This is a genomic window from Nostoc sp., assembly GCF_036917615.1.
GTDB lineage: Bacteria > Cyanobacteriota > Cyanobacteriia > Cyanobacteriales > Nostocaceae > Nostoc.
In genome coordinates, this window is the sequence record NZ_JBALCZ010000077.1 from 69,171 (window position 1) to 92,369 (window position 23,199).

General features: G+C 41.6%; 21 protein-coding genes and 1 pseudogene. 10 read left to right on the plus strand and 12 right to left on the minus strand.

Annotation, left to right across the window (positions count from 1 at the left end):
• Positions 1-49 precede the first annotated feature (49 nt).
• From V7K85_RS27660 to V7K85_RS27670, 3 genes are all read right to left on the minus strand, one after another.
• Positions 50-1,618, minus strand: a complete 1,569-nt coding sequence (locus tag V7K85_RS27660; RefSeq protein ID WP_334818516.1) for a bifunctional aminoglycoside phosphotransferase/ATP-binding protein — start codon at positions 1,616-1,618, stop codon at positions 50-52.
• Positions 1,619-1,709: 91 nt separating this feature from the next.
• Entirely contained in the window at positions 1,710-2,327 is a 618-nt protein-coding gene (locus tag V7K85_RS27665; RefSeq protein ID WP_334818518.1) for a 50S ribosomal protein L25/general stress protein Ctc, read from the minus strand.
• 69 nt (positions 2,328-2,396) lie between these two features.
• Complete coding sequence (locus V7K85_RS27670) at positions 2,397-3,740, minus strand: adenylosuccinate synthase (protein ID WP_334818520.1); 1,344 nt, start codon at positions 3,738-3,740, stop codon at positions 2,397-2,399.
• A gap of 204 nt (positions 3,741-3,944) precedes the next feature.
• Here V7K85_RS27670 and V7K85_RS27675 point away from each other — a divergent pair.
• Together V7K85_RS27675 and V7K85_RS27680 are read left to right on the plus strand one after the other, a co-directional pair.
• Positions 3,945-4,399 (plus strand): annotated as a pseudogene (locus V7K85_RS27675) (Uma2 family endonuclease); the annotation flags it as partial.
• A gap of 270 nt (positions 4,400-4,669) precedes the next feature.
• Positions 4,670-6,871: a PAS domain S-box protein gene (locus V7K85_RS27680; protein ID WP_334818522.1), complete on the plus strand. Its 2,202-nt coding sequence runs from the start codon at positions 4,670-4,672 to the stop codon at positions 6,869-6,871.
• A 282-nt stretch (positions 6,872-7,153) separates the two neighbouring features.
• On the opposite strand, the gene V7K85_RS27685 is transcribed toward V7K85_RS27680, so the two are convergent.
• Positions 7,154-7,474, minus strand: a complete 321-nt coding sequence (locus V7K85_RS27685; RefSeq protein WP_334818524.1) for a hypothetical protein — start codon at positions 7,472-7,474, stop codon at positions 7,154-7,156.
• 647 nt (positions 7,475-8,121) lie between these two features.
• Here V7K85_RS27685 and V7K85_RS27690 point away from each other — a divergent pair.
• The gene (locus V7K85_RS27690; protein WP_334818526.1) at positions 8,122-9,000 is read left to right on the plus strand and encodes a phosphodiester glycosidase family protein; all 879 of its coding nucleotides are present in this window, start codon (positions 8,122-8,124) and stop codon (positions 8,998-9,000) included.
• 136 nt (positions 9,001-9,136) lie between these two features.
• On the opposite strand, the gene V7K85_RS27695 is transcribed toward V7K85_RS27690, so the two are convergent.
• The gene (locus tag V7K85_RS27695) at positions 9,137-9,334 is read right to left on the minus strand and encodes a hypothetical protein (protein ID WP_334818528.1); all 198 of its coding nucleotides are present in this window, start codon (positions 9,332-9,334) and stop codon (positions 9,137-9,139) included.
• Here V7K85_RS27695 and V7K85_RS27700 point away from each other — a divergent pair.
• Positions 9,333-9,644, plus strand: a complete 312-nt coding sequence (locus V7K85_RS27700) for a threonine dehydratase (protein WP_334818530.1) — start codon at positions 9,333-9,335, stop codon at positions 9,642-9,644. The two genes, V7K85_RS27695 and V7K85_RS27700, sit on opposite strands and share 2 nt — an antisense overlap.
• A 440-nt stretch (positions 9,645-10,084) precedes the next feature.
• On the opposite strand, the gene V7K85_RS27705 is transcribed toward V7K85_RS27700, so the two are convergent.
• Entirely contained in the window at positions 10,085-10,333 is a 249-nt protein-coding gene (locus V7K85_RS27705) for a PIN domain-containing protein (protein ID WP_334818729.1), read from the minus strand.
• A 118-nt stretch (positions 10,334-10,451) separates the two neighbouring features.
• Entirely contained in the window at positions 10,452-10,700 is a 249-nt protein-coding gene (locus V7K85_RS27710; RefSeq protein ID WP_334818532.1) for a hypothetical protein, read from the minus strand.
• Between the two features lie 332 nt (positions 10,701-11,032).
• On the opposite strand from V7K85_RS27710, the gene V7K85_RS27715 reads away from it, so the two are divergent.
• On the plus strand, positions 11,033-13,936 hold the full coding sequence (locus V7K85_RS27715) for a tetratricopeptide repeat protein (protein WP_334818534.1): 2,904 nt from the start codon (positions 11,033-11,035) through the stop codon (positions 13,934-13,936).
• Complete coding sequence (locus tag V7K85_RS27720; protein WP_334818535.1) at positions 13,933-14,856, plus strand: trypsin-like serine peptidase; 924 nt, start codon at positions 13,933-13,935, stop codon at positions 14,854-14,856. The genes V7K85_RS27715 and V7K85_RS27720 overlap by 4 nt, the downstream gene beginning before the upstream one ends.
• A 407-nt stretch (positions 14,857-15,263) precedes the next feature.
• Here V7K85_RS27720 and V7K85_RS27725 read toward each other — a convergent pair whose 3' ends face one another.
• Positions 15,264-15,473, minus strand: a complete 210-nt coding sequence (locus V7K85_RS27725) for a hypothetical protein (protein ID WP_334818537.1) — start codon at positions 15,471-15,473, stop codon at positions 15,264-15,266.
• A 386-nt stretch (positions 15,474-15,859) separates the two neighbouring features.
• Between V7K85_RS27725 and V7K85_RS27730 the strand changes: the two genes are divergently transcribed.
• Both V7K85_RS27730 and mutL read left to right on the plus strand, forming a co-directional pair.
• Positions 15,860-16,909 (plus strand): adenosine deaminase, encoded by a 1,050-nt coding sequence (locus tag V7K85_RS27730; RefSeq protein ID WP_334818539.1) that lies wholly within the window; start codon positions 15,860-15,862, stop codon positions 16,907-16,909.
• A 246-nt stretch (positions 16,910-17,155) separates the two neighbouring features.
• Complete coding sequence (gene mutL / locus V7K85_RS27735; protein ID WP_334818541.1) at positions 17,156-18,859, plus strand: DNA mismatch repair endonuclease MutL; 1,704 nt, start codon at positions 17,156-17,158, stop codon at positions 18,857-18,859.
• Positions 18,860-19,405: 546 nt separating this feature from the next.
• On the opposite strand, the gene V7K85_RS27740 is transcribed toward mutL, so the two are convergent.
• The 4 genes from V7K85_RS27740 to V7K85_RS27755 all read right to left on the minus strand — a co-directional run bounded on the left by V7K85_RS27740 (position 19,406) and on the right by V7K85_RS27755 (position 21,487).
• A complete protein-coding gene (locus V7K85_RS27740) occupies positions 19,406-20,056 on the minus strand; it encodes a hypothetical protein (protein WP_334818543.1) in 651 nt (216 codons plus the stop codon).
• Between the two features lie 412 nt (positions 20,057-20,468).
• A complete protein-coding gene (locus tag V7K85_RS27745) occupies positions 20,469-20,597 on the minus strand; it encodes a hypothetical protein (protein WP_334818545.1) in 129 nt (42 codons plus the stop codon).
• 52 nt (positions 20,598-20,649) lie between these two features.
• A complete protein-coding gene (locus V7K85_RS27750) occupies positions 20,650-20,805 on the minus strand; it encodes a hypothetical protein (protein ID WP_334818547.1) in 156 nt (51 codons plus the stop codon).
• Between the two features lie 499 nt (positions 20,806-21,304).
• Entirely contained in the window at positions 21,305-21,487 is a 183-nt protein-coding gene (locus V7K85_RS27755; RefSeq protein WP_334818549.1) for a CsbD family protein, read from the minus strand.
• A gap of 428 nt (positions 21,488-21,915) precedes the next feature.
• Here V7K85_RS27755 and V7K85_RS27760 point away from each other — a divergent pair, with 428 nt between their 5' ends.
• Together V7K85_RS27760 and V7K85_RS27765 are read left to right on the plus strand one after the other, a co-directional pair.
• A complete protein-coding gene (locus V7K85_RS27760) occupies positions 21,916-22,803 on the plus strand; it encodes a TIGR02587 family membrane protein (RefSeq protein ID WP_334818551.1) in 888 nt (295 codons plus the stop codon).
• The gene (locus V7K85_RS27765; RefSeq protein ID WP_334818553.1) at positions 22,800-23,198 is read left to right on the plus strand and encodes a TIGR02588 family protein; all 399 of its coding nucleotides are present in this window, start codon (positions 22,800-22,802) and stop codon (positions 23,196-23,198) included. Before V7K85_RS27760 ends, V7K85_RS27765 begins: the two co-directional genes overlap by 4 nt.
• Position 23,199: the final 1 nt, after the last annotated feature.

The window sequence follows — 23,199 nt, forward strand, 5'->3', positions numbered from 1 at the left end:
CTAATTTGTAATTTTCGATTCAATTAAAAATTACGAATTAAGAATTACGTTAGCGCAGCGTTAGCGAGTCCGCGAGCGTCATTACGAATTCTTTTAATTGTGCCTGTCGTGGTTGAGTTGTATCGAAAATCTTTACGTAGGATTGTTCTTCTTCAGTGAAAGGTTGAGCTTGTTTGATTTGTGAGGCTAATAAATCGGCGGTGGCATCAGCGATATCACCAGTGCGATTGTTCAAACGCTCTTTTAAAACTTCAAGAGGTGCTGTGCATTGGATAATCTGAAGGGTAAGTTGGTGCTTTGTAGCTTCTGCGATCGCTTCTTGCCGTAACTGCTGTCTATCATATTTGGCATCTAAAATTACCGAAAAACCTTGTTTAGTCAGTATAATTCCCAGTTCCAACAGTCGTGTGTAAGTTTTCTCGGTCATCTCAGGTGTATACAAATCATCGCCACCCTTTTCCCACAGGGGAATTCCCCCTAAATGCTTCCGCACTGCATCTGAACGAAGGTGAATCGCTCCTAGTTCACGGGCTAAATACCTTGCTGTGGTACTTTTACCAGAACCCGACAACCCCGACATCAAAATTAGTTGTCCCAGTTTTGGTTTAGTATAGTCCCAAGCCTGTTTGTAATAGTCAGCGGCGGTTTTTGTCGCCTCTTCCTTTACTGTCGCGGGTACACTCGGATCATCTAGCAAAAATGAAGTTACCTTTGCCCGGACATAAGCCTGACGACTTAAATACAAGGGTAGCACCTGCAAGCCTTCCCAGCCTCCAGTTTGCTCTATGTAGGCATTCAAAAACGCATTACCCAAGTCTTTGCGCTGCCGCGCTGACAAATCCATCACCGTAAACGCCACATCGTACATCACATCGACAAAGCGAAACGGCTCATTAAACTCAATGCAATCGAACAGCAAGATTTTATCGTGCCACAGGGCAATATTTCTTAGGTGTAAATCCCCGTGACATTCACGAATATAGTTGTTGTGAATTCTGCTAGCAAATAATTCTGGACGTTCTGCAAAAAAGTTATCTGTATATTGCTTTGTTTCTGTAAATTGCGCCTGCGTTTGGGGGCCACCAATATACTTCTCAGTTTGCTGATAATTCTCGTCAAATGCAGCCCGAACTTTTGGGACTTCACCAAAAGTGCGAATGTAATCATTCGTCTGTGCTTCCGCATGGTATTGAGCCACCACCCGTCCCAACTCTTCTAGGCGTGTCTCATTTAACTCACCCTGTTCAAAAAGTGTACTTAATAGCGACTCTTGAGGAAACTGGCGCATCTTCAGCACGTATTCTACAGCCTCGACCGTTCCCCCTAACTGATATTGCTCCCCTACCAAAGTTATAGGCAAAACTTCTAAATACAGTTCACCGGCACCCCGTTGATTTAACCGTAACTCTTCCTGACAAAAATGCTGCCGCTTATCTAAGGTGGAAAAGTCCAAAAAGCCAAAATTCACAGCTTTTTTCAGCTTATAGGCGTAATCCCCAGTTAACAGCACATAAGAAATATGGGTTTGAATTAGTTGAATGGGTTCTGTTACCGCATGGGGATAAAATCCCGGCTGCAACATTTGCTGAATTAAGACTGGAAGAGTCGCTTCTGTCATCTCTTTCCTCTGCGCTCTGGGCGCCTTAAGCGGTTCAAATACAAAAAAACCAGGAGTTCCCCCCTGGTATCATCAAAAATTATTACACACTTTACGTAGGTTCAGGGGCTGTTTCACCCTCTAACTCAGCCTCATCCTCAGCAGCAGCGCTGATTTGCGGCTGTGAAACGCTAACTACGACTTGCTCCGTATCACCAAGCACTGTAACACCTTGAGGCAAGACTAGCTCCTGAATACGTAAGCTATCTCCGATTTGCAGGTTAGAGACATCGATTTCAATTATTTCAGGGATGTTTTCCGGCGCACAGCTCACTTGCAACTCAGTGATAACAGTGTCTAAAAAACCACCTTCTTGTTTAACACCAACAGCATTTCCCAGAAAACGCAGCGGTACTTCTACAGTCATGTCGCCGTGGCCTGCAACTGCAAAAAAGCTGAGGTGGTAAGGCGTACCTTTTGCTGGATGCATCTGAAGTTCCCGTAGCAGGGCTTTACCGCGCCAAGGTACATCAGTAATATTTAAATCAATCAAGGTGTTGTTGACTGAAGCCCTTTTGAGCAAGCGCTCAACAGTTTTGGCATCAATAGTCAAAGAAATTGACTCTGTACCCTTGTGACCGTATAAATTGGCAGGTATCAATCCAGAACGGCGTAAAGCTCTTGGCTTGCTGCCTTCTAGACGTTTTTGAGATTCGACTGTAATCGCCATAAAAGTTGTCCTTAGTCATTAGTCATTAGTCATTAGTCATTAGTCATTAGCAAAAAACTGATGACTAATTTACGCACTCAGCAAAGTAGCAGGTGTGCCATCGGGGTGCAATAAAGCGCGTTTGGGGCCGTGGATGGGGTCTTCTACAATTATGGTTTGATCGCGGCTTGCTCCTAGTGAGACGATCGCAATTGGGACTTCCATTAATTCGGCTAAGAATTTTAGATAATCCAGTGCTTGCTGTGGCAAGTCTTCTAGGGTGCGGCAGTCAGTTGTTGACACTTGCCATCCTGGTAAGGTTTTGTAGATCGGGCGACATCTGGCAAATTTACGGGAACTGGTGGGGAAGTGTTCGGTGCGATCGCCATCAATGTCATAGGCGACACAAACTTGGATTGAGTCTAATTCATCGAGGACATCCAGTTTGGTGAGCGCCATACAATCCATGCCGTTAATCTGCACGGCATAGCGACCGATGACAGCATCAAACCAGCCGCAACGCCGTTTGCGTCCGGTGGTTGTGCCAAATTCGGCACCGCGATCGCACAATAATTCTCCCAACTCTCCATCCAATTCCGTGGGAAATGGGCCCTCTCCCACACGGGTTGTATAGGCTTTCGACACCCCAATTACCCGGTCAATTATTGTCGGCCCTACCCCTGTACCAACGCAAGCCCCCCCCGCCACAGGGTTAGAGGAGGTGACATAGGGATAAGTTCCGTGATCTAGGTCAAGGAGGGTACCTTGTGCGCCTTCAAACAAAATATTGCGCCGTCGCCCTATTGCATCAGATATTTTCAACGATGTATCAACAACGTAAGGTCGCAAGCGTTCTGCATACCCCAAATACTGTTCAATCACCTCTTGTGCATCTAGAGGTGGCAAGTTGTAAAGCTTTTCTAAAATGACGTTTTTATAATTAATCGTCCACTCCAACTTCTCACGTAGCCCATCGGGGTCCATCAAGTCTAAAACCCGAATGCCTGTACGTTCTGACTTGTCAGCATAAGTCGGTCCAATGCCCCGACCTGTTGTACCGATCTTATGGCTTCCCCGTCGTTCTTCGGATGCCTGGTCAATCAACCGATGATAAGGCATCGTTACGTGGGCTGTCTCAGATATCAGCAGGTGGTCAGTGGAAACATTTAATTCTTTTAGTTGGTCGAGTTCTCCGATCAAAATCTGTGGATCGATGACTGTTCCACAGCCGATAATGCAATCGGTATTTGGATACAAAATACCAGAGGGAATCAAGTGCAGCTTAAAGGTCTGACCTTTGACTACAATCGTGTGTCCAGCATTGACACCCCCTTGGTAACGTACCACAACATCTGCCGAACGGCTGAGTAAGTCTGTTATTTTACCTTTTCCTTCATCGCCCCATTGGGCACCTATGACAATGACGTTAGCCAAGAGCTTATATTAAGAAGTAAAGTTTCCACAGACTACAATTATCAACATATTGCTTGAATCATGTCAAGCTTATTGGAGAATAACTTCGCTGTTTTCAATTCAGTTAAAAGGGCGGTTAGAAACCACGTCTACACGAGGCTTTACCCACAAAGGTGGGTTTCAAACCTACTTTCCAGCCAGAAGCTGGAAATGCAAATCAAAAGCGGAGAATTAATTGTAATGCCACCAACTGAGGGGAAACTGGAAAATGCAATGCCAAACTTACTACACGGTTTGTGGTGTGGAACGAACAAACCCAACTTGCAGAAGTATTCGACTCCTCGACTTGTTTTAAACTTCCTAACGGCCCCGACCGTTCCTCCGATGTATCCTGGATACAGTTAGAAAGATGGAACGCCCTCAGTACCGAACAGCGCGAGAAATTTCCTCCCATTGCTCCTGATTTTGTTTTAGAGCTAATGTCCCCATCTGATAGTTTGAGCCAGACGCAAGCCAAGATGGGCGAATATAAAGTGCGACTTGGTTGGCTAATTGATTGAAAAATACATTGCGTCAAAATTTCTAGACAAGGACAATCAAAAGAAGTATTAGAGTTTCCTACGAGCTTGTCTGGAGAAGATATATCACCTGGTTTCGTTTTGGATTTACGGATACTGTAGGGTTAATTACAATTTAAAACAAGAGACGTTGCATTGCAACTACAAATACTATGCATAGGCAAATTATTTGAACCAAACTGCATTGGCTATACTACTGTTAAAAATGAATTTATATTAAAAATTAGCGGATTTGTTTGTGATTATTATGTATAAATTATCATCGCCTAAAATCCAGATATTTACAACTATAACAGATTGTATTTTGTTACCCGTGTTATCAAAATCCTTAAAATATTCTCAGTATTTGTTTTTAATCTTTAATCTTAACTGATGAAGGTTATCTGCGGCAGAAAGGGCGATCGCATGATCAAAAAATGGTATCAAGTCCAAAAGCTGAAAGTAATATTCGTCCTAGCATTGGCAGTTATATTTAGTAATGCTGTAGTCTCCTATGCCAACACTGTTAAGCTGATTCACAATCAGCAATGGGTCACATATTACTATGAAGTTATTACCCAACTTGAAAGTATCCAATCTCTACTTAAAGATACTGAAACGGCACAACGTAATTACCTAATTACAGCAGATGCAGATGATCTCCAAACCTATTTTGCAGCTGATCAACAAACTAATAGCAATATTCAGATTCTCAGCAAGTTAACTGCTGATAACCATCAAAAGCAGCAGTGGATTTCTTTGTTGGAGCCGAAAATTACCAACAGACTCAACATCCTGCAACAAGAAATTTACCTCAGACAAAACCAGGGATTAGAAGCAGTTCGGCAGCAAATCTTATCTGGCAAAGACAAGCAAATTGGCAAAGAGATTCAACAGCTGATTCACGACTCTTTAAAGGCGGAGCAAAATTTATTACAGCCGCGAATGCAGGAGTCACAAGCAAGTTCCCAAAAGGCGATAGTCACATTTTTTATCGCTGTGATTGTGGATTTTGTGCTGGTGGCGTTGCTGTATGACTTGTTGTGGCTTTATATCAGGCAACTTCAGCAAACTGAACTGGCCCGACGCCAAAGCGAAAATCGTTTAGGAGCCATGATAGATGCAGAACCAGAATGCATCAAGTTAATTGCCAGGGATGGTACCCTTTTAGAAATTAATGCCTATGGACTGGCAATGATGGAAGTGGAAAGTGCTGATGTCTTGATTGGTAAACCAATTGATACCGTAATTGTGCCAGAGTATAGAGCAGCCTTTGCCGAGATGCATGAAAGTGTCTGCCAAGGTAACAAGGGGACTTTGGAGTTTGAAATCGTGGGATTTAAAGGTACCCGCCGCTACATGGAAACCTATGCCGTACCACTGCGTAACGAATCTGATGGCACGTTCATCCATTTGGCATTGATGCGAGATATAACCCAGCAAAAACAGGCAGAACAGAAAATTCGTGAACAAGGGTTGCTGCTGGATGTATCAACTGAGGCGATTCTGGTGCGAAATATCCACAACCAAATCTTGTTTTGGAATAAAGGTGCTGAACGTCTGTACGGCTGGAAGGCTGAGGAAGTTATGGGTAAGAATGTTTTGCAACTTTTGGATAAAGACACTTCACCACAGCTAGAAGATGCTTACTTGAGGGTGATGAATACGGGTGAGTGGCGAGGTGAGTTGCATCAACTAACAAGGGAAGGCAAAATAATTATCGTTGAAAGTCGGTGGACACTGATACCAGATGATCATGGACAACCTAAATCCATTTTGAGTGTGAATACCGAGATTACGCACTACAAACAACTGGAAGCTCAACTTCTGCGATCGCAACGTTTAGAGAGTATCGGCACTCTAGCTAGCGGTATCGCCCATGACCTCAACAATATACTATCCCCAATTTTAATGTCAGTTCAACTGTTGCAGAAGAAATTGCCCGATTCGCAGAGTCAGCAAATACTGCAAACTTTAGAAAATAATGTTAAACGTGGTGCTAATTTGCTCAAGCAAGTTTTGTCCTTTGCACGGGGTATTGAAGGCAAACCGACAATTGTGCAAATTCAGCCTTTGATGGCAGAAATCGAGCAAATTATCGCTCAAACATTCCCCGAATCCATTATTTGCCAAATAGATATCCCTAAAAATCTGTGGTACGTCCGTGGAGACACAACTCAACTGCATCAAGTGCTGATAAATTTAGTAGTCAACGCTCGTGACGCTATGCCTAATGGTGGTATATTGAGGATTGCGGCGGAAAATCTGGTGATTGGTGAAGATTCTGCCCAGATAAATATTGATGCGAAAGTCGGTTCTTATATTGCGATCATAGTGACGGATACTGGTATGGGGATGTCGTCGTCAGTCCAGCAACGGATTTTTGAACCATTTTTCACCACCAAAGAGGTAGGCAAAGGTACAGGTTTAGGACTTTCTACGGCGTTGGGTATTATTAAGAATCACGGTGGTTTTGTCAATGTTTACAGTCAGGTAGGCAAAGGTACTCAATTTACAGTCTACTTGCCTGCCTCAACATCCAGTGACGTACATTCGCTGTCTCAAGAACTGGAATCGGTTATAGGAGATGGCTAATTTATTTTGCTGGTGAAACTATCACAAACTACAAAAATCCTGTCAACCAAAACTTTCTGCCCATGTTGGAAATTAGTTAATAGAAATAAAAAATATCAGTTAATATGATACGCCGTTATCACTATTCTATTGTCTGGACTATATACGGATTCGACTCTTGGGTATTCGTTATGAATCCACCATACTTTTATTCTATTAGACTGTGCAGGTGCGCTACCTGAGATTGAATACCCTGCCTGAGTCATTAAGGTTTCAAAAGTATTTGAGTCGAGAACCGTACAATTAAAAGCTGTTATCCCCTGTATTTGATGTCTGTTTAGGGTCATAGCTACCCTGGTAAGTCGTAAAAATTCTATATCCTGGTAATACTAAAGCAATTCCAGTTAACTCGTGAATTTTACCGGGGTATTTATAGGGAATATCATCTGGTACGCTCCCACCAATGCGAAAACTAAAACCAAGTAGCCATATATACAAACCAGGGAGTAGTAAATCCATGCTATATGCGATCGCTCTCATTGCCTCATTTTCTTTGAAAGAAGCACAATTTCTGGCTATAGCAAATTTTTTGGAGATATTTTTCAGGTTTATGATTTTTAACATGGTCTTAATTTCAATCCCCAATAAGTAAGTCGGTGGAAATAAATCAAACTATGTAACAGAATGTAAAATCAGTGAAACCCTTGCGATTGCTTCATTACACTTCGTTTCATTCGCAATGACATAGCGTGAATTATTTAAGTCGTTCTAATTAATGATTTTAGTAAGTTTCAAGCGTTTCAATCCCTATGATGAATAAGATGTTTTGCAACATCCTAATTTTAACAAGTGGATAGCATAACGACCTGGAAATCTCCGCTAGCAAACGGGTATTATTTCAATATCCTAATGTTCTAAATCACTCACAACGGATTCAAGACTGCTCGGTTAAGCCTAAAAAATCACTTCGGTGTAGGTGTAAGTTGGGTTGAGAAACGAAACCCAACATTTTCAAGGATTTGTTGGGTTTCACTCCGTACCACTTCTGCTTCTCCTGACGGAGAGGCTGCGCCAACGGAGACGCTAGCGCGAACGTGGAAGCAAGGTACAACCCAACCTACAAATCTTTGAACCGAGTAGTATTGACAACGGATTTTAGTTGACTGTTCATATCTGAAACATCATCTAATTCAAGTTAATCTCTTATTTTTCAGCTTAAAGTATTTCAACTAAATTAACTTTGTTTTAGCTAACTGCTAGTGAGTTTAAAAATGAGAAAAATTAAACTACTGGGTTTGATATTAATTAGTTTGGCAATGGTGTTGTGGTTTAATTTGCGTTCCTCAACACCATCAATACCGACTGTTGTGTCTTTACCAGCAAAAACTATCCGCTACTTCGAGCGCACTTTGCCTCAAAGTATAGCTCATATCCTGTTAATTCCAGCTAATAGCAGATTTTTAGTAACTTCTGCACTATCACAGAAGGTAGCCACTGTAGAGGAATTTGCCCAGAAGCATCGAGCCGTAGCTATCTTGAACGCAGGCTTTTTTGACCCAGTTAACCAAAAATCTACATCCTATGTTGTCCTACAAGGGAAGTTAGTAGCTAACCCCAAGGAAAACGAGCGGTTGGTGAACAATCCCAACTTAAAACCTTACCTTAGTCAAATTTTCAATCGCACAGAATTCCGCCGCTACTTATGTGGGCAAACTATCCGCTATTCGATTGCCCTACACAGTGAGTCATCACCAGCAGGTTGTCAGTTAGTCGATGCCATAGGTGCAGGCCCACGCCTATTACCAGAACTCACGTTAGTAAAAGAGGGCTTTGTGGATAATACCAACAAACGAGATGCACTTGGCAGCAACCAACCCAATGCCAGAACTGCCGTGGGTATCACCCGTGATGGCAGCGTTGTTTTAGTTATGGCAGCTCAAAAACCCTCGGCTCCCGCGAACTCTGGGGTGTCCTTGCCAGTATTAGCTGATTTTATGAAAACTCTTGGTGCTGATCAAGCGATGAACCTGGATGGAGGGAGTTCATCTTCGCTTTATTACAATGGCAAAACCTTTTACGGGAAGGTTGATTTGGAGGGAAATTCTATCAAGCGTCCCGTGAAGTCAGTTTTGCTGGTTCAGGAAAATTAAGGGCTGTGGGAATTGAGAAGACAGAGCGATGAGCAATTACCACATTCATTAAATCAGTCGGATTATCCATAACGTGTGCTGATTCCTTAACTGCCTCTACCGCTAAATATAATGCATTTTTGGGACTATCAAAGCCTTAATCCTCGTCAGCAGATTGCAAGACAATTGCATACAGTTCTTGGCTAACCCGAAAGTCAGCAGTAATAATGAGTGATACTTGCGTAAGTCCTAGTTGAGCTACACCTACCCACTGGTAGATTTTTGCCATAGCATCAAATCGCGCGATCGCAATTGAGTCACAATGATAATAGGCAATCATTGAAGGTGCTGTCATGCTTCGTCTAACTCAAACTGTTCGGAACTTGTTCCTTCGTTTTCAAGGCTTGTTTGGTGTTTTATTCCAAAGTGTTTCCAATTTTGTCGGAAATTTATTTGGTTTTTTTGCCAAGCTTTTCGGATTTACTAAATCTGGTTATTTCTTGGAATCTGATCAGGTGCAAGGTATAAAACAAGCTTCTCCAAAAGAGCCAATTGAAACGAATCAGGATAACATTGCTACAATTTCCGCCACTAACCGCCGTCGTCCTAATGCCAAACTTGACGACTACTTCCTCAACATGGCTCGTGATGTGAAAAAGAACTAACAAAAGCCATTATCATAATTAGTAATTCGTAATTCGTAATTACGAATGATGATGAAATGATACCTTGTCAATTTTGCAGCGTGTACGGTTTGACAAAAACTGACGAAAGCGCGGGCTAAATCAAACTTTAGCGCCTAAATCTGTTACAAAAAAAGTCGGTTAGCCATCGCGGTAAGCCTTTTGCAGCTTTACTTCCTCAAATAGAAAACTTATTGTAGCTTTTCAGCTTAATTAATCTCAAATAAAGCACGAGCTAATCTTGATTGGCGAATAATAGAGCGCAAAATACCAATCCGTAATTCTTCGTAATTTCTCATTTTCCCCTCTTCCCCAGCCCCTAACCCCTAAAAAAATCTGTTACCAAAACAGAAACTACAGATGAGTCCGCTAGCTGCACCTATAAAATCAACATTGAGATAAGGTTATTCTTAATGTTAAATTTACCAATTAATTACGGTTAAAATTGTTACCTTCGCAAATTCTAGATCGGTAGTCACTAAACTTGCTGAATTTTGAATCGTCATTGCTGCAATTACTGCATCTGGTAGTTTCAACCGATATTGCTGGCGAATCTCAATAATTTTTTCAATTAAAACAGCATCACTCGCCACTAAACTGATAACCTCAACTCGTTGCAAAAACTGCTCAAAAAGTTGACGATCCTCTTGACTCAGCCCAGAAAAGGCCAGAAATTAAATTTGGCTAATAACTGAAACTCCAATCCAATCAGCATCTTGAAGTAATTGAATAAGTTGAGAACTTCCTTGAAGCAGAGATACAATCGCATTCGTATCCAATACGTAGCGATTACCATTCATCGCGTAGATTCCTCTGCATTCCTACCGCATCTCCCCGCCAAGTTAATCGCCCCACCAAATCGGAGAAATCATAATTAGGTTGCTGCTTTCCCTCTGAAGAAACTGGATTCAAAACAACTACAATATTCACGTCTCCAGCTGCTAACTCCGTTGGAATATTAAGATTTAAATATCCTGATTCATCAATTTTAGTCGTAAATTTTAAAATTTCCATTGCCAAATAATTAGTAAACCTCATCTTATTCTAGATTTTGTAGAGCGAAGATTGCGAACATTTAATCTTCCTAGCACAGCACGGCGTAAATAAACCTACCATTCAAAATGGCGCAAAACCCCGGAATATAATTATTTTGACTTTTGACTTTTGACTTCCGCCTTGCGGTACTAGCCCCTAAAAAAATCTGTTACCAAAACAGAAACCACAGATGAGTCCGCTAGCTGCACCTATAAAATCAACATAAAGTTTCAGCAATATTACTGGCGACAATTAAATAATTTACTAATAATCGGAATTGATGCCGACGGGATAGGGCTGTAAATAATCACTGATTGAGGGTGTGAGGCTAAAGAATGAAGAGAAGTGCAAAGTCTCAACGAGTTTACTGGTGGTTTCTACCAAAATTGACCCGCTACAGTTTAACTTTATTGCTGAGTGCGGTAATCCTTGCTGCTGCTGTGGGGGCGACACCGAGAAACCGAGGGTTGCAGATGGCACAGCAGACAGAAACCACTCAACAAAATGCCACTCGCGCTGCTGCAGAACGGTTTTATCAAGAAGGTTTGGAACTTTATCAACAAGGGACAGCAGAATCACTACGGCAGGCAAGGGAGAAACTGCAAGAAGCGTTAAAACTTTGGCAACAAGTTAATGATAAACCTGGGCAAGCACTTACCCTCGTTGGCATTGGCAGAGTCTACAACGATTTAGGAGAAAAGCAACAAGCAATTCAATACTACAATCAAGCTTTACCCATAATCCGTGCAGTGGGGAATAGGGAAGGGGAAGCCATCACCCTCAACAATATTGGCTTAGTCTACAACGATTTAGGAGAAAAGCAACAAGCACTTAAATACTACAACCAAGCTTTACCCCTATACCGTGCAGTCAGGGACAGTGGAGGGGAAGCCAACACCCTCAACAATATTGGCGCTGTCTATGACGATTTCGGAGAAAAGCAACAAGCAATTCAATACTTCAACCAAGCTTTACCCATATTTCGTGCAGTGGCGGACAGGCGAGGAGAAGCCACCACTCTCAACAATATTGGCTTAGTCTACGACTCATTAGGAGAAAAGCAAGAAGCACTTAAATACTGCAACCAAGCTTTACCCCTATACCGTGCAGTCAGGGACAGGGGAGGGGAAGCCGCCACCCTCAACAATATTGGCAAAGTCTACTCCGATTTAGGAGAAAAGCAACAAGCAATTCAATACTTCAACCAAGCTTTACCCATAAGCCATGCAGTGGCGGACAGGAGAGGGAAAGCCGCCACCCTCAACAATATTGGCAAAGTCTACTCCGATTTAGGAGAAAAGCAACAAGCAATTCAATACTGCAACCAGGCTTTACTCATATACCGTGCAGTGGGATACAGAAGAGGGGAAGCCATCACCCTCAACAATATTGGCTTAGTCTACAACGATTTAGGAGAAAAGCAACAAGCAATTAAATACTACAACCAAGCTTTACCCATACGCCGTGCAGTGGGAGACAGGGAAGGGGAAGCCACCACTCTCAACAATATTGGCGCTGTCTACAACGATTTAGGAGAAAAGCAACAAGCAATTCAATACTACAACCAAGCTTTGCCCATAAGCCATGCAGTGGGGGATAGGGAAGGGGAAGCCACCATCCTCAACAATATTGGCGCTGTCTACAACGATTTAGGAGAAAAGCAACAAGCAATTCAATACTTCAACCAAGCTTTACTCATAAGCCGTGTAGTGGGAGATAAGGGAGGGGAAGCCATCACCCTTTTTAACATGGCTAAACTAGAACGCGATCGCGGTAATCTAGAACAAGCCCAAACACATATTCAAGCAGCTATTGAAATAATTGAAGATTTACGCACCAAAATAGCTAACAAAGAACTACGCGCTTCTTACTTTGCCTCAGTCCAAAATTACTACAAGTTTTACATCGACTTGCTGATGCGACTGCACAAAAAAGACCCATCAAAAGGATACGATGCTTTAGCACTGGAAGTTAGCGATCGCTCCCGCGCCCGTGGTCTAATAGAACTACTAACCGAAGCAAACATCGATATCAAAAAAGGCATTGACCCACAACTTTTAGCACAAGAAACTAGTTTGCGATCGCAAATTAATACTAAGGAAAAATTATTATCAGAACTAGCAAGTAAAAAAGAAACTTCAGAACAACTTTTAACCAACACCAAACAACAACTTGAAGACTTACTCAAACAACAGCGAGAACTTGAGGTCAAAATCCGCGCCAATAACCCTGAATATGCCGATTTGAAATATCCCCAACCTTTGACTCTCAAAGAAATTCAGCAACAACTAGATAAAGACACACTGCTATTGCAATATTCTGTAGGTGAAGAACGTAGCTATCTTTGGGCTGTCACACCCAACTCTCTCTATAGCTATGAACTTCCAAAACGTGAAAAGATAGACAAAGCAGCCAAGAATTTATACAACAATTACTTAAGAAATCCGGGGATGCAGGGAGTTTCCCCAGAAGAAACGGCTAAAGCTGCTAATGAACTCAGTCAACTTATCCTCGCGCCTGTTGCTGATAAGTTGGGGCAAAAACGCCTAGTAATTGTTGGCGATGAAGCCTTACAATATATTCCCTTTGCGGCATTAACTACATCAAACAAATCGGCGGATGGGTCAGATTATCAACCATTGGTAGTCAACCATGAAATTATCAGTCTACCTTCTGCCTCCACCATTGCCATTCTCAGGAAACAAATTAAAGGGCGGACAAAAGCACCCAAAACCCTTGCCATCCTAGCAGATCCAGTGTTTAACGCTAGTGATGAGCGATTTACTGGCAAATCCGCCAATGTTGCTAATAAGAACATTGACCTGCAACTAGAAGAGTCTGCCCTGAAGCGGTCTACTAGAAACATCAACCGCAGCGAAATTCAAAGACTCGAAGGTACAGAAGAAGAGGCGCGGGAAATTCTCAAACTTGTCTCACCCTCAGAGAACCTCCAAGCCTTTGGTTTTGACGCTAACTACAACTGGGCTACCAGTAAGCAACTAAGTCAATACAAGATGCTGCATTTTGCTACCCACGGCTTTCTAGACAGCACTGACCCAGAGTTATCAGGAATTGTCCTTTCTCTGATAGATAAACAAGGTAAGTCCCAAAGAGGCTTTGATTCTTGCTCCCTTTCCCTCGCTCTTAAGGGGCTGGGGGTTAGGTTTGAAACAAAGTCGCACAAGGCGCTTTGTAGTAAAGACTGTAAGACAAAATTTATCAGGAGTGATTTTTCATGAAAAGCATATTTTCCAGACAATTTATTCTTCCCTGCATAGCCACAATTGGTCTAGGAATTTTGGGGATTTGGGCTTCAGTCTCAGCCGAACCACAAACCCCACACAAGTTTACTAAGGTTGAAAATCCCGGAGAATTTAAACTAGAAGGAAAAGGGGAGCCTTCAGTGCTAAATCAGAAAGAAGAACTCCCTGGAGAACGAGCAATTATTGGTTCAGATGACCGTATTCCCATGACTAGCAGAGACTACCCTTGGTCGGCTATTGGTAAAATCGAGGGGGTAGGTGCTGATGGTGGCGGTTACAGTTGCACAGGAACGTTGATTGCTGAAGACGTTGTTTTGACAAATGCTCACTGTGTAGTTAACCCGGAAACGCGAAAAGTTAGTCAAGCGATCGCATTTGAGCCAAACTTAGTTAATGGTGTCGTCAAAAGTAAAAATGATGTCGCTTATGCTACTGATGTTCATTACGGCACAGACTTTAAAAATGGCGATTTAGTCGATTATGCAAACGACTGGGCAATTTTGAAGCTCAACAAGGCTATCGGTAAAAAATATGGTTATTTAGGCTGGAAATCCCTACCATCTTCTCGTTTAGTTGGCGATACAAAAAGGTTCTCTTTGGTAGGCTATTCTGGCGATTTTCCCAACCCCAAGAAAAAAGGTTATGAAACTCTAACTGCTGGTGAAAGTATGACTGCTGGCGTTCACCTGCAATGCAGCATCTTACGCCATCAGAATAACTTGTTGTACCACAACTGTGATACTAATCACGGTGCTTCTGGAGGTGCAATTATCAGTAATATAAACGGCAAATATTATATTTTCGCCCTCCACTCCGGCTCAAACGAGGTTAATGGATTGCTGTTGAACCGTGCGGTGGAAATGTCTCGCTTGGATGAGTGGTTGCAAGGAAATTAAGGAAGTACCAAGCCTTATATTCTCTAGAACTTTATCAAGCTAGTTTTTAGGATTTGTAGTAAGCACTTTAACGCTTAGAAAATAAGGACTAAAGTCCTTACTACGAACTTGCTTACCTATTAATTTAAACTTGAAATACTACTATAAACTAAGCACAATTATACTTATTTTGTGCCTATCTCTTGATTTCTTAATGGTGCATGAGCATACTATCAATTTGTTTAAAAATTCTTGTCGCCTGCAATGGTGTGGTGTGAGGGCGCTTTTGGGGAAAATTATCCAGCCACAATTAACGGATTTGGATGTGCGTAGCCCATCGCAGGCATCGCACCTTTAATAAAATAAGATCCAGTTTGAGGCTGAACAATAGCGAGAAAGATTTTTGAGATTGAATCTTTACTTGATTTTTAACTTACCAAATCAACTAAGGCGTTTGACCGGAAGCGGACTATAGATGAAACTGAGCAACCGCGATAATTCTCAGAGGTGAATACTGATAGTGTGATATTAGCTTCACCGGGATCTAAAATGCGTTTTACCTTGCAGGTTTGCATTTTGTTGTTGCAGTAAGCAATGATGCGATCGCCAGCCTTTACTTCCAATGCTTGAATTTTCAATTAATACCAACCTTGCCCAGAAATTTGCTTAGTTAAAGCAAAAATATATTGCTATATTTTACTTGCTCAACAATCGCAATGTTTCTTTGAGTGTAACACAAAAACTAAAACCATTAATGCTATCAATTTAATCTTGCTTATGTCAAGTTGATTTATGCTCAAAACACTATTAAATGCTGGATTTTCAGAAAAATAACCATAAAATCCCGACCTTCGCGCAGCGTCTAGGTCGGAGCCTCGGTTGAAAAATCCAGATGGTGGGAAACCTCCGCTCCAACTTCTTTGGATTTAAGGGAACGTCTTTGCTCTAAATTTTTTCGAGTCGAGATTCTTTATTCTGATGTTTTTGTTACAATTATTGAAATTTTATATCTAAAAATACAACTATGGCTTTATATGCTGAATTACATAGGCATCTGGGCGGCTCGGTCGTACCACGAGTTTTATGGCGATATTTCGAGCGACATTCTTCGGAGTTGATTTGCCGCTTTGCTGACTATTCAGAATTTGAAGATTTTTATACCCGCCCACGCAATACCTTAGATGAGTATCTAGAATTACACACCCTGGTAGAAAGTGTGCAAACTGTGGAGACTTTGCCTTACTTTATCTATCGCTTGGTGCGGGGTGCTTACATTTTTGAAAATTTGGCTTATTTAGAACTGCGCTACACTCCTTATTTACGGACACCTGAGCATCTGAATCAATCACAGAGAATTGACAAGATGGCAGAAATCGTGCAAGTAGTAGGACTTGCCAGCCACCAGCCAGAATATCCGATTGTTACTAGCCAAATTCTCTGTATGCACACGCGCCTACCCTATGAGGTGAACAAGGCGATTGTTGATTTGGCGGCCCAAAATAAGCAATATGTCTGTGCAGTAGATGTAGCGGGGGGTGATAGCTATTATGCTGATCGCTTAGAAGAATGGATTAGCTTATATGATTATGCGCGATCGCTAGGCGTTAACACCACTGGACATTTATATGAAACCACCGCCGGTTGTTACCCAGAACTGTTACCCTATTTGATGCGAATCGGTCACGGCATCCAAATCCCTCTACTGTATCCAGAGTTACTTAATGATGTGGCTCGACGCGGACAATGTTTGGAGGTTTGCCCCACAACTTACCTGAAAACTGGTACTTTGCAGGATATACGTCAACTCAAGTTAGTTTTTGATCGTTGTTTTGATGCTGGGGTAGATATTGCTATTTGTACTGATAATGCTGGGTTGCACAATATGCGTCTGCCATTTGAGTATGAGAATCTCTTGACTTACGACATTATTAATTTTGCACAACTACAAGCTTGTCAGGATGCAGCTTTCTGTCATGCCTTTGCTTGGCCTTACAGTCAACGCCCTGCATCCCTACTGAATGGGTTGCTCAAACCCGAAGCACCTAAAGTTTTAGCAATGAGAGATACTAATTAACTACCACCTAGAACACCAATTCAGTAATCCTGGAAGAAGCTCTCCCCCAACTCCCAATACGGTTTGGTTAAGATTCCCCCGCCTGCGGCGACTCCCGATAAATTGGGGGTAAATAGGAGACACAAGCCTTAAAAAAGGGGGGTTGGGGGGATCTCCGATAGCCAAACATATTAACCGAACCGTATTGCCTCAACTTCCTCATTTTCCCGCACTTCCCTTGTTACCAGAAGCTATAAACTATAATTTATGGCATCTACTATTCAAGCTCTACCAACAGAAGTCGTATATCTCATTACAGCTGGTGAGGTAATCGACTCTTTAGCTTCTGTGGTGCGGGAATTGATAGAAAATTCCCTAGACGCAGGTGCAACGCGAATTGTGGTTTCTCTATGGCCGCAGCAATGGCGAATTCGTGTGGCAGATAATGGTTGTGGAATGAACCTAGATGATTTGCAACAAGCAGCCACAGCCCACAGCACTAGTAAAATTCGCTCTAGTGCCGATTTATGGAAAATTAACAGTTTGGGGTTTCGTGGTGAGGCGTTGCACAGTTTGACGACTCTGGCAAATTTGGAAATTTTGAGTCGTCCTGTGGATGGAAAATTAGGATGGCGGATTAGCTATGGCAATGGCGGGGAAGTTGTACAAGTTGAAGTAACTGCGATCGCACCTGGTACAGTGGTTACAGTTTCTCATCTTTTCGGCAATTGCTCATCTCGTCGTCAGGGATTGCCCACAGCAGCACAGCAAATCAAAGCCGTGCAAGCCACAATTCAACAAATCGCCCTATGTCATCCCCACGTCACCTGGCAGATTTGGCAAAATGACCGTCAATGGTTCACTATCTCTCCGGCTGCTACAACTGGGCAACTGCTACCGCAGATTTTACCGCAGGTGCGACAGGGTGATTTGCAAGAAGTGAAATTAGAACTCCCCAACCCGCCAAACTCAGCACTCCAAACTCCTCACTCTTTACTCCTAAGTCTTTACTCAGCACTAAATTTAGTGGTAGGATTACCCGATCGCTGTCATCGTCATCGTCCAGATTGGGTACGTGTAGCCATCAACGGACGGATGGTTAAGACACCGGAACTAGAGCAAACAATATTATCAGCATTTCACAGAACATTACCACGCGATCGCTATCCAATTTGTTTCTTACATCTTGCCATTTCCCCGGATCAAATTAACTGGAATCGCAATCCAGCAAAAACAGAAATTTACCTTAACGAAATCATTTATTGGCAAGAGCAAATTACCCAAGCAATTAACCAAGCACTCAGCATCTCTTCTACTAATCTTAAAGAAGCTGTTCACACAACACGAGTTAGTAAATTACTCAAAGCCGCAGAAGCCAAAGGCGGTTACAATTTCAATCCTCAAAATCCCAACGAAGATCACAAAAATCCTAACTCCTTGAAGGCTGTCGCTCAAGTTAGCAACACCTATATTGTGGCGGAACATTCAGGTGGTATGTGGTTAGTAGAACAGCACATTGCCCATGAGCGAGTTTTGTATGAGCAATTGTGCGATAATTGGCAACTAGTTTCCGTCGAACCACCAATCATTCTTTATCAATTATCGCCAGCGCAAGTATCGCAACTGCAACGCATCGGTTTAGAAATAGAACCCTTTGGCGAACAACTTTGGGCAGTGCGAAACATACCTGCACCTTTGCAACAGCGAGACGATTGTGCAGAAGCAATTTTAGAACTTAGTTGGGGAGGCGACTTACAAACAGCCCAAGTAGCTGTCGCCTGTCGCAGTGCTATTCGTAATGGTACACCTATGAACCACCAAGAAATGCAGACACTTTTAGATAATTGGCAACGCACTCGCAACCCTCGCACCTGTCCCCACGGACGCCCAATTTATCTATCTTTAGAAGAATCAGCTTTAGCCCGATTTTTCCGGCGTAATTGGGTAATTGGTAAAAGTCACGGAATCTGATATTTTTAGTAAGACTCTTTTACCTAATTTCTGTCGAATACTATACCCGCATTTCTCACAAGCTTTGCGATCGCCTATCTCGTAATCTTTACTCATAACCGATTTCAAGCCTTTTTCGCGGCTAATAATTTTAGCACAGTGCGAAACGCATAAATCTAGGTTTTATAAAGCTTTAAGAGATGTGGTGAGAAATCCGAGTGATTAGGGACTTCCAAAGAATAAAATATTCCAAAAAAAACAAAAGACAGCATCTTTGTCAGAATGATAATCATTATTTTTATGATATAATCAAGAGATTGAGCTAAGGTAGTCTAATTTTCTCTGGAATTTGGGGTAAGAGTTATGTATAACTTACGCATCAAGTACGAAATGTAGGGGCAATACCCTGCCTTAAGCCGCTTGTCTACAAGACGCTTTGCGAATGCGTCTACATAAATTGCCCCTACGGTAAATCAAGGCTTTCACTGCCTTTTTGCGTAAGTCCTGTTATGAATCCATTTAATAACTCCTCTTAGGGCAATATAGCAAACACCAAGGGTTTAAATCCTAATTTAAATACCAAGTTAAATATGAATTTAACAGAATCAATTCAACTTCAGATTCAGGCATTTCTAAATATTTTAAAATGAGGGGATTGACGTTATTTCCACAAAAAAATAAATCAGAACCCACATGAACAAAAGGGAGTTTTTGATAAAAACTTTCAGATGATTTTAGAGAATTTAAAGCTATTCTTCCTTGAAAACCCAAGTTGATACTGCGTAAAATTGCAAATGTAAGCAGAACAGTTCCTACTCCTTTATAATTCCGTGTACCTTGAAGAGATACACGATTCCAAGGAGCTACATTTAAGAGATTTAAATAAACTAAATTTTTACCTAATTCTAATCGGCAAGGGCATTTATTAATTTGTAAAACTATTATGCCTTGAGCAACAGAATCGCATTCTAGTACATAAACTTCATAAGTTTCAGGCAGATTTAAATATTTGTTAATGTTGAAATTTTTATCCCACCATTTCTCCTTTTGAAGTTGGGGTTTCCAAATTGTTTCAATTTCTTGAAGATGTATTGAGGAGATAGGTATAACCCTGGCTTCTACATATTTATCTCTGAAATTATGGAATATTTTTACAGATTCTTCTGTTAACATAGGGAAAATTAAAGTTTTACTAAAAATATATATATTTTTAATCATTTCTCCAGAGCAAATAGTTTCTCTCAGAAATTCGCGCTTTCACAAATTTCTTATTAAGAAGCCAGCGAGATTTTTCGGTGCTACTTGAGTAAATCGCTATAAAGTAAGTATTACAGATGACATTGACAGCACTATTACAAAGTCATGACAAAAGCATTAAGATTGCTCGATTTGATAGAGTGAGTGCTAATAATAAAGCCCCCGGTAATTTACCGAGAGCATTCTGTCTCCTGTCTTAACTCTGTCTTGAAGTCTGTCTTGAAGTCTGTCTGGTCTGTCCCTTGCTGTGTAAGCTTTCTGTCTACTCCTGTCCGTCCTGCCCTTCTGTCCTATTTTCAGTGATTTCGATGGTCGAGGCATCTAGCCAGACGGCCATGTCCAAATTCAATATAGGAACTTAGCAAAGTTGCTTTTATGAAACACAAAAGCGATGGCTTTGCCAACGCCTGCCGTAGGATGCCCGAAGGGCTGTAGGGCGAGGCGATCGCCAGAATTGAACTGATACAAAGCGTAGACGCAAAGGGGCTTGTCGTTTCCTCATGCTCACCCTATGTAATAACACTTAAAAAACTATTTAAAGGTATAATATTAAACTATATATTTACTAAGAAAGGCGATCGTCCTCGCCCAAGAATTTGCGATCGCCTTTCATTTATAGCGGCTGCCATACTGGTTAGGACAAGTCTGCTATGGATAGCTTTGACAGCTGCTCTCTTACGATTTGCCAATGTCCTAAGCTGTCTGACCACTGCTATAACCCCTACAATTGGGAGTATTTTAAGCCGTCAGATTTTGATGCAATAACTCAGTCAAACACTATTTAGTCCCCTCCCCTTTCTTTATAAGGGGAGCCACTGCGGTCTTGACAACGTATTTCAAAGGAAGCCGCTAGCGCGTATGTACCCGTTTAGGCAAGACTTACAATCATTATTGACTTTTCACATTGTAAAAGTCCACGAAAACCTAACCCTCCCCCCCGACACGGGAAGGGGGAAAATTCAAAGTCTCTCTCCTTTTAGGAGAGAGATTTAGAAAGAGGTTTTTCAGATGCCGTGAAAAGTCAGACAATCATTAGTATTATTGCTAAAATAATTTTTAGATAAATCAATCATGCTTAAAACTAATTATTTAGTAATTTACCCTTTTCAAATATTACGCCAACAATACAAAAACTCCACTTTATAAAAAATAGTGGAGTAATAAATCCATCGCTAATCTACTATTTCTATTTACACTGCAAAAACTAAATTAATCTAAAGTTTTCTTAAGTTCGTCTTTAATGTTTTCTACAGTGTGAGTAGCTTGGGCTTCAGCTTGCTTTTCTTTTCCTTCAGCTTTATCTTGTGGATTACCGGTTATTTCACCCACAACCTCTTGGATTTTTCCTTCAATATTTTTTGCAGTAGCTTCTACTCTTTTTTCGGTACTCATGGTTTTTATTTCCAGCTTGTAGTTTATTAACCTATTACATAAACTAACAATAGTGTATTCTTATTTACTTCCATCAACCGATAGAATAATCTGATGAATTATATTAACCTAAGATAGATGCGGAGTGCTACAGAAGTACGCAACGTCAAAAAATCTGAACATATGCATGGATAAGATATATTATATATTTTAAAAAATGACTTTTTACCAAATAAATGAACTTTAATATCAATTCTATGTGAGGCTGCACATTAACACCCTCAGGCTGGAAGCTTGGGGTTACATAAAGAAAGCCTGCCTAGCCAATTGAGCGGGATGCTGGGTGTAACTTGCTTCCCAAAGGGGTACTGCTTCGCAGGCTAATAAATATGCATCTTCAGAGATTAGTATAAGTCAAAGCAAATTTTCAATAAAAGGAAAGTAAAGGAGTGGCAACAAAACGTCAAAAAAATGTATGGAGGAGTGAGATTAATGACATCATTCGGGGTGCTTGTGGAGGTTTTTTATTTGGCATCCCTTTACTGTACACAATGGAGGTTTGGTGGGTTGGATCACTGGCAAAACCACAACTGATGATGATGGCGATCGCATTGATGTTTATTGTGGTTTTCTTGCTCAATCAGACAGAAGGCTTTCGTAAACGCAGATATAGCTGGCTAGCTTATCAACCCGCAATGGATACCGTACAAGCGATCGCGATCGGACTAGCTTGCTCTGCCTTTGTACTGCTATTATTGCGAGAATTGACGCTAGAAACTTCCCTAAAGGAATCTTTAGGGAAAATCATCTTTGAAAGTGTACCCTTCACTCTCGGTGTAGCATTAGCAAACCAGCTTTTGGGAGATACCAGAAATGGCAATGCAGAAGGACAAGCAACCGATCAGGAAAACAGCACAAGCAAGAACAAAGGGGATGAGTTACACGCCACCTTCGCCGATGTGGGTGGAACCCTGATTGGTGCAACCATAATTGCCTTTAACATCGCTCCAACAGATGAAATTCCTATGCTTGCAGCCGCAGCCTCGCCACCTTGGCAGTTGGCAATAATCGCCACATCTTTACTGATTTCTTATGGCATTGTATTTCAGGCAGGCTTTTCTGACCAGCAAAAGCGTAAACAGCAAAAGGGAATTTTCCAACGACCATCGAGCGAAACCATTATGTCCTACCTAGTGTCACTGCTAGCAGGCGCTTTTATGCTGTGGTTCTTTCAAAAGTTAACTTTTAGCGACCCTTGGACAATGTGGTTAGATCACACATTGATGCTGGGGTTACCTGCAACTATTGGCGGTGCAGCCGGAAGGTTAGCAATATGACTAAAACAGAACAAAAACCAAAGCTATCAATGGCTGAGTGGGTGACATTCAGCATCGCCTCACTTATCCTAGCAATCATTGTGAGTTTGGTAGGCTACACTTGGCTGAACGAAAAGAATCAACCTCCAATCCTTTCTGTCACCAAAAAACAAACAATTCGAGAAATTGATGGCCAATTTTATGTTCCCTTTGAAGTTGTGAATACTGGAGGAGATACAGCTGAATCAGTTCAGATTATGGCTGAGTTACTGATTAACGGCAAAGTTACAGAAACAGGAGAGCAACAGATCGACTTTTTATCTAGTGGAGAAAGTGAAGGAGGCGCATTTGTATTCAGCAAGAACCCACGCCAAGGTCAGTTAAATCTGCGTGTTGGTAGCTATAAATTGCCATAAT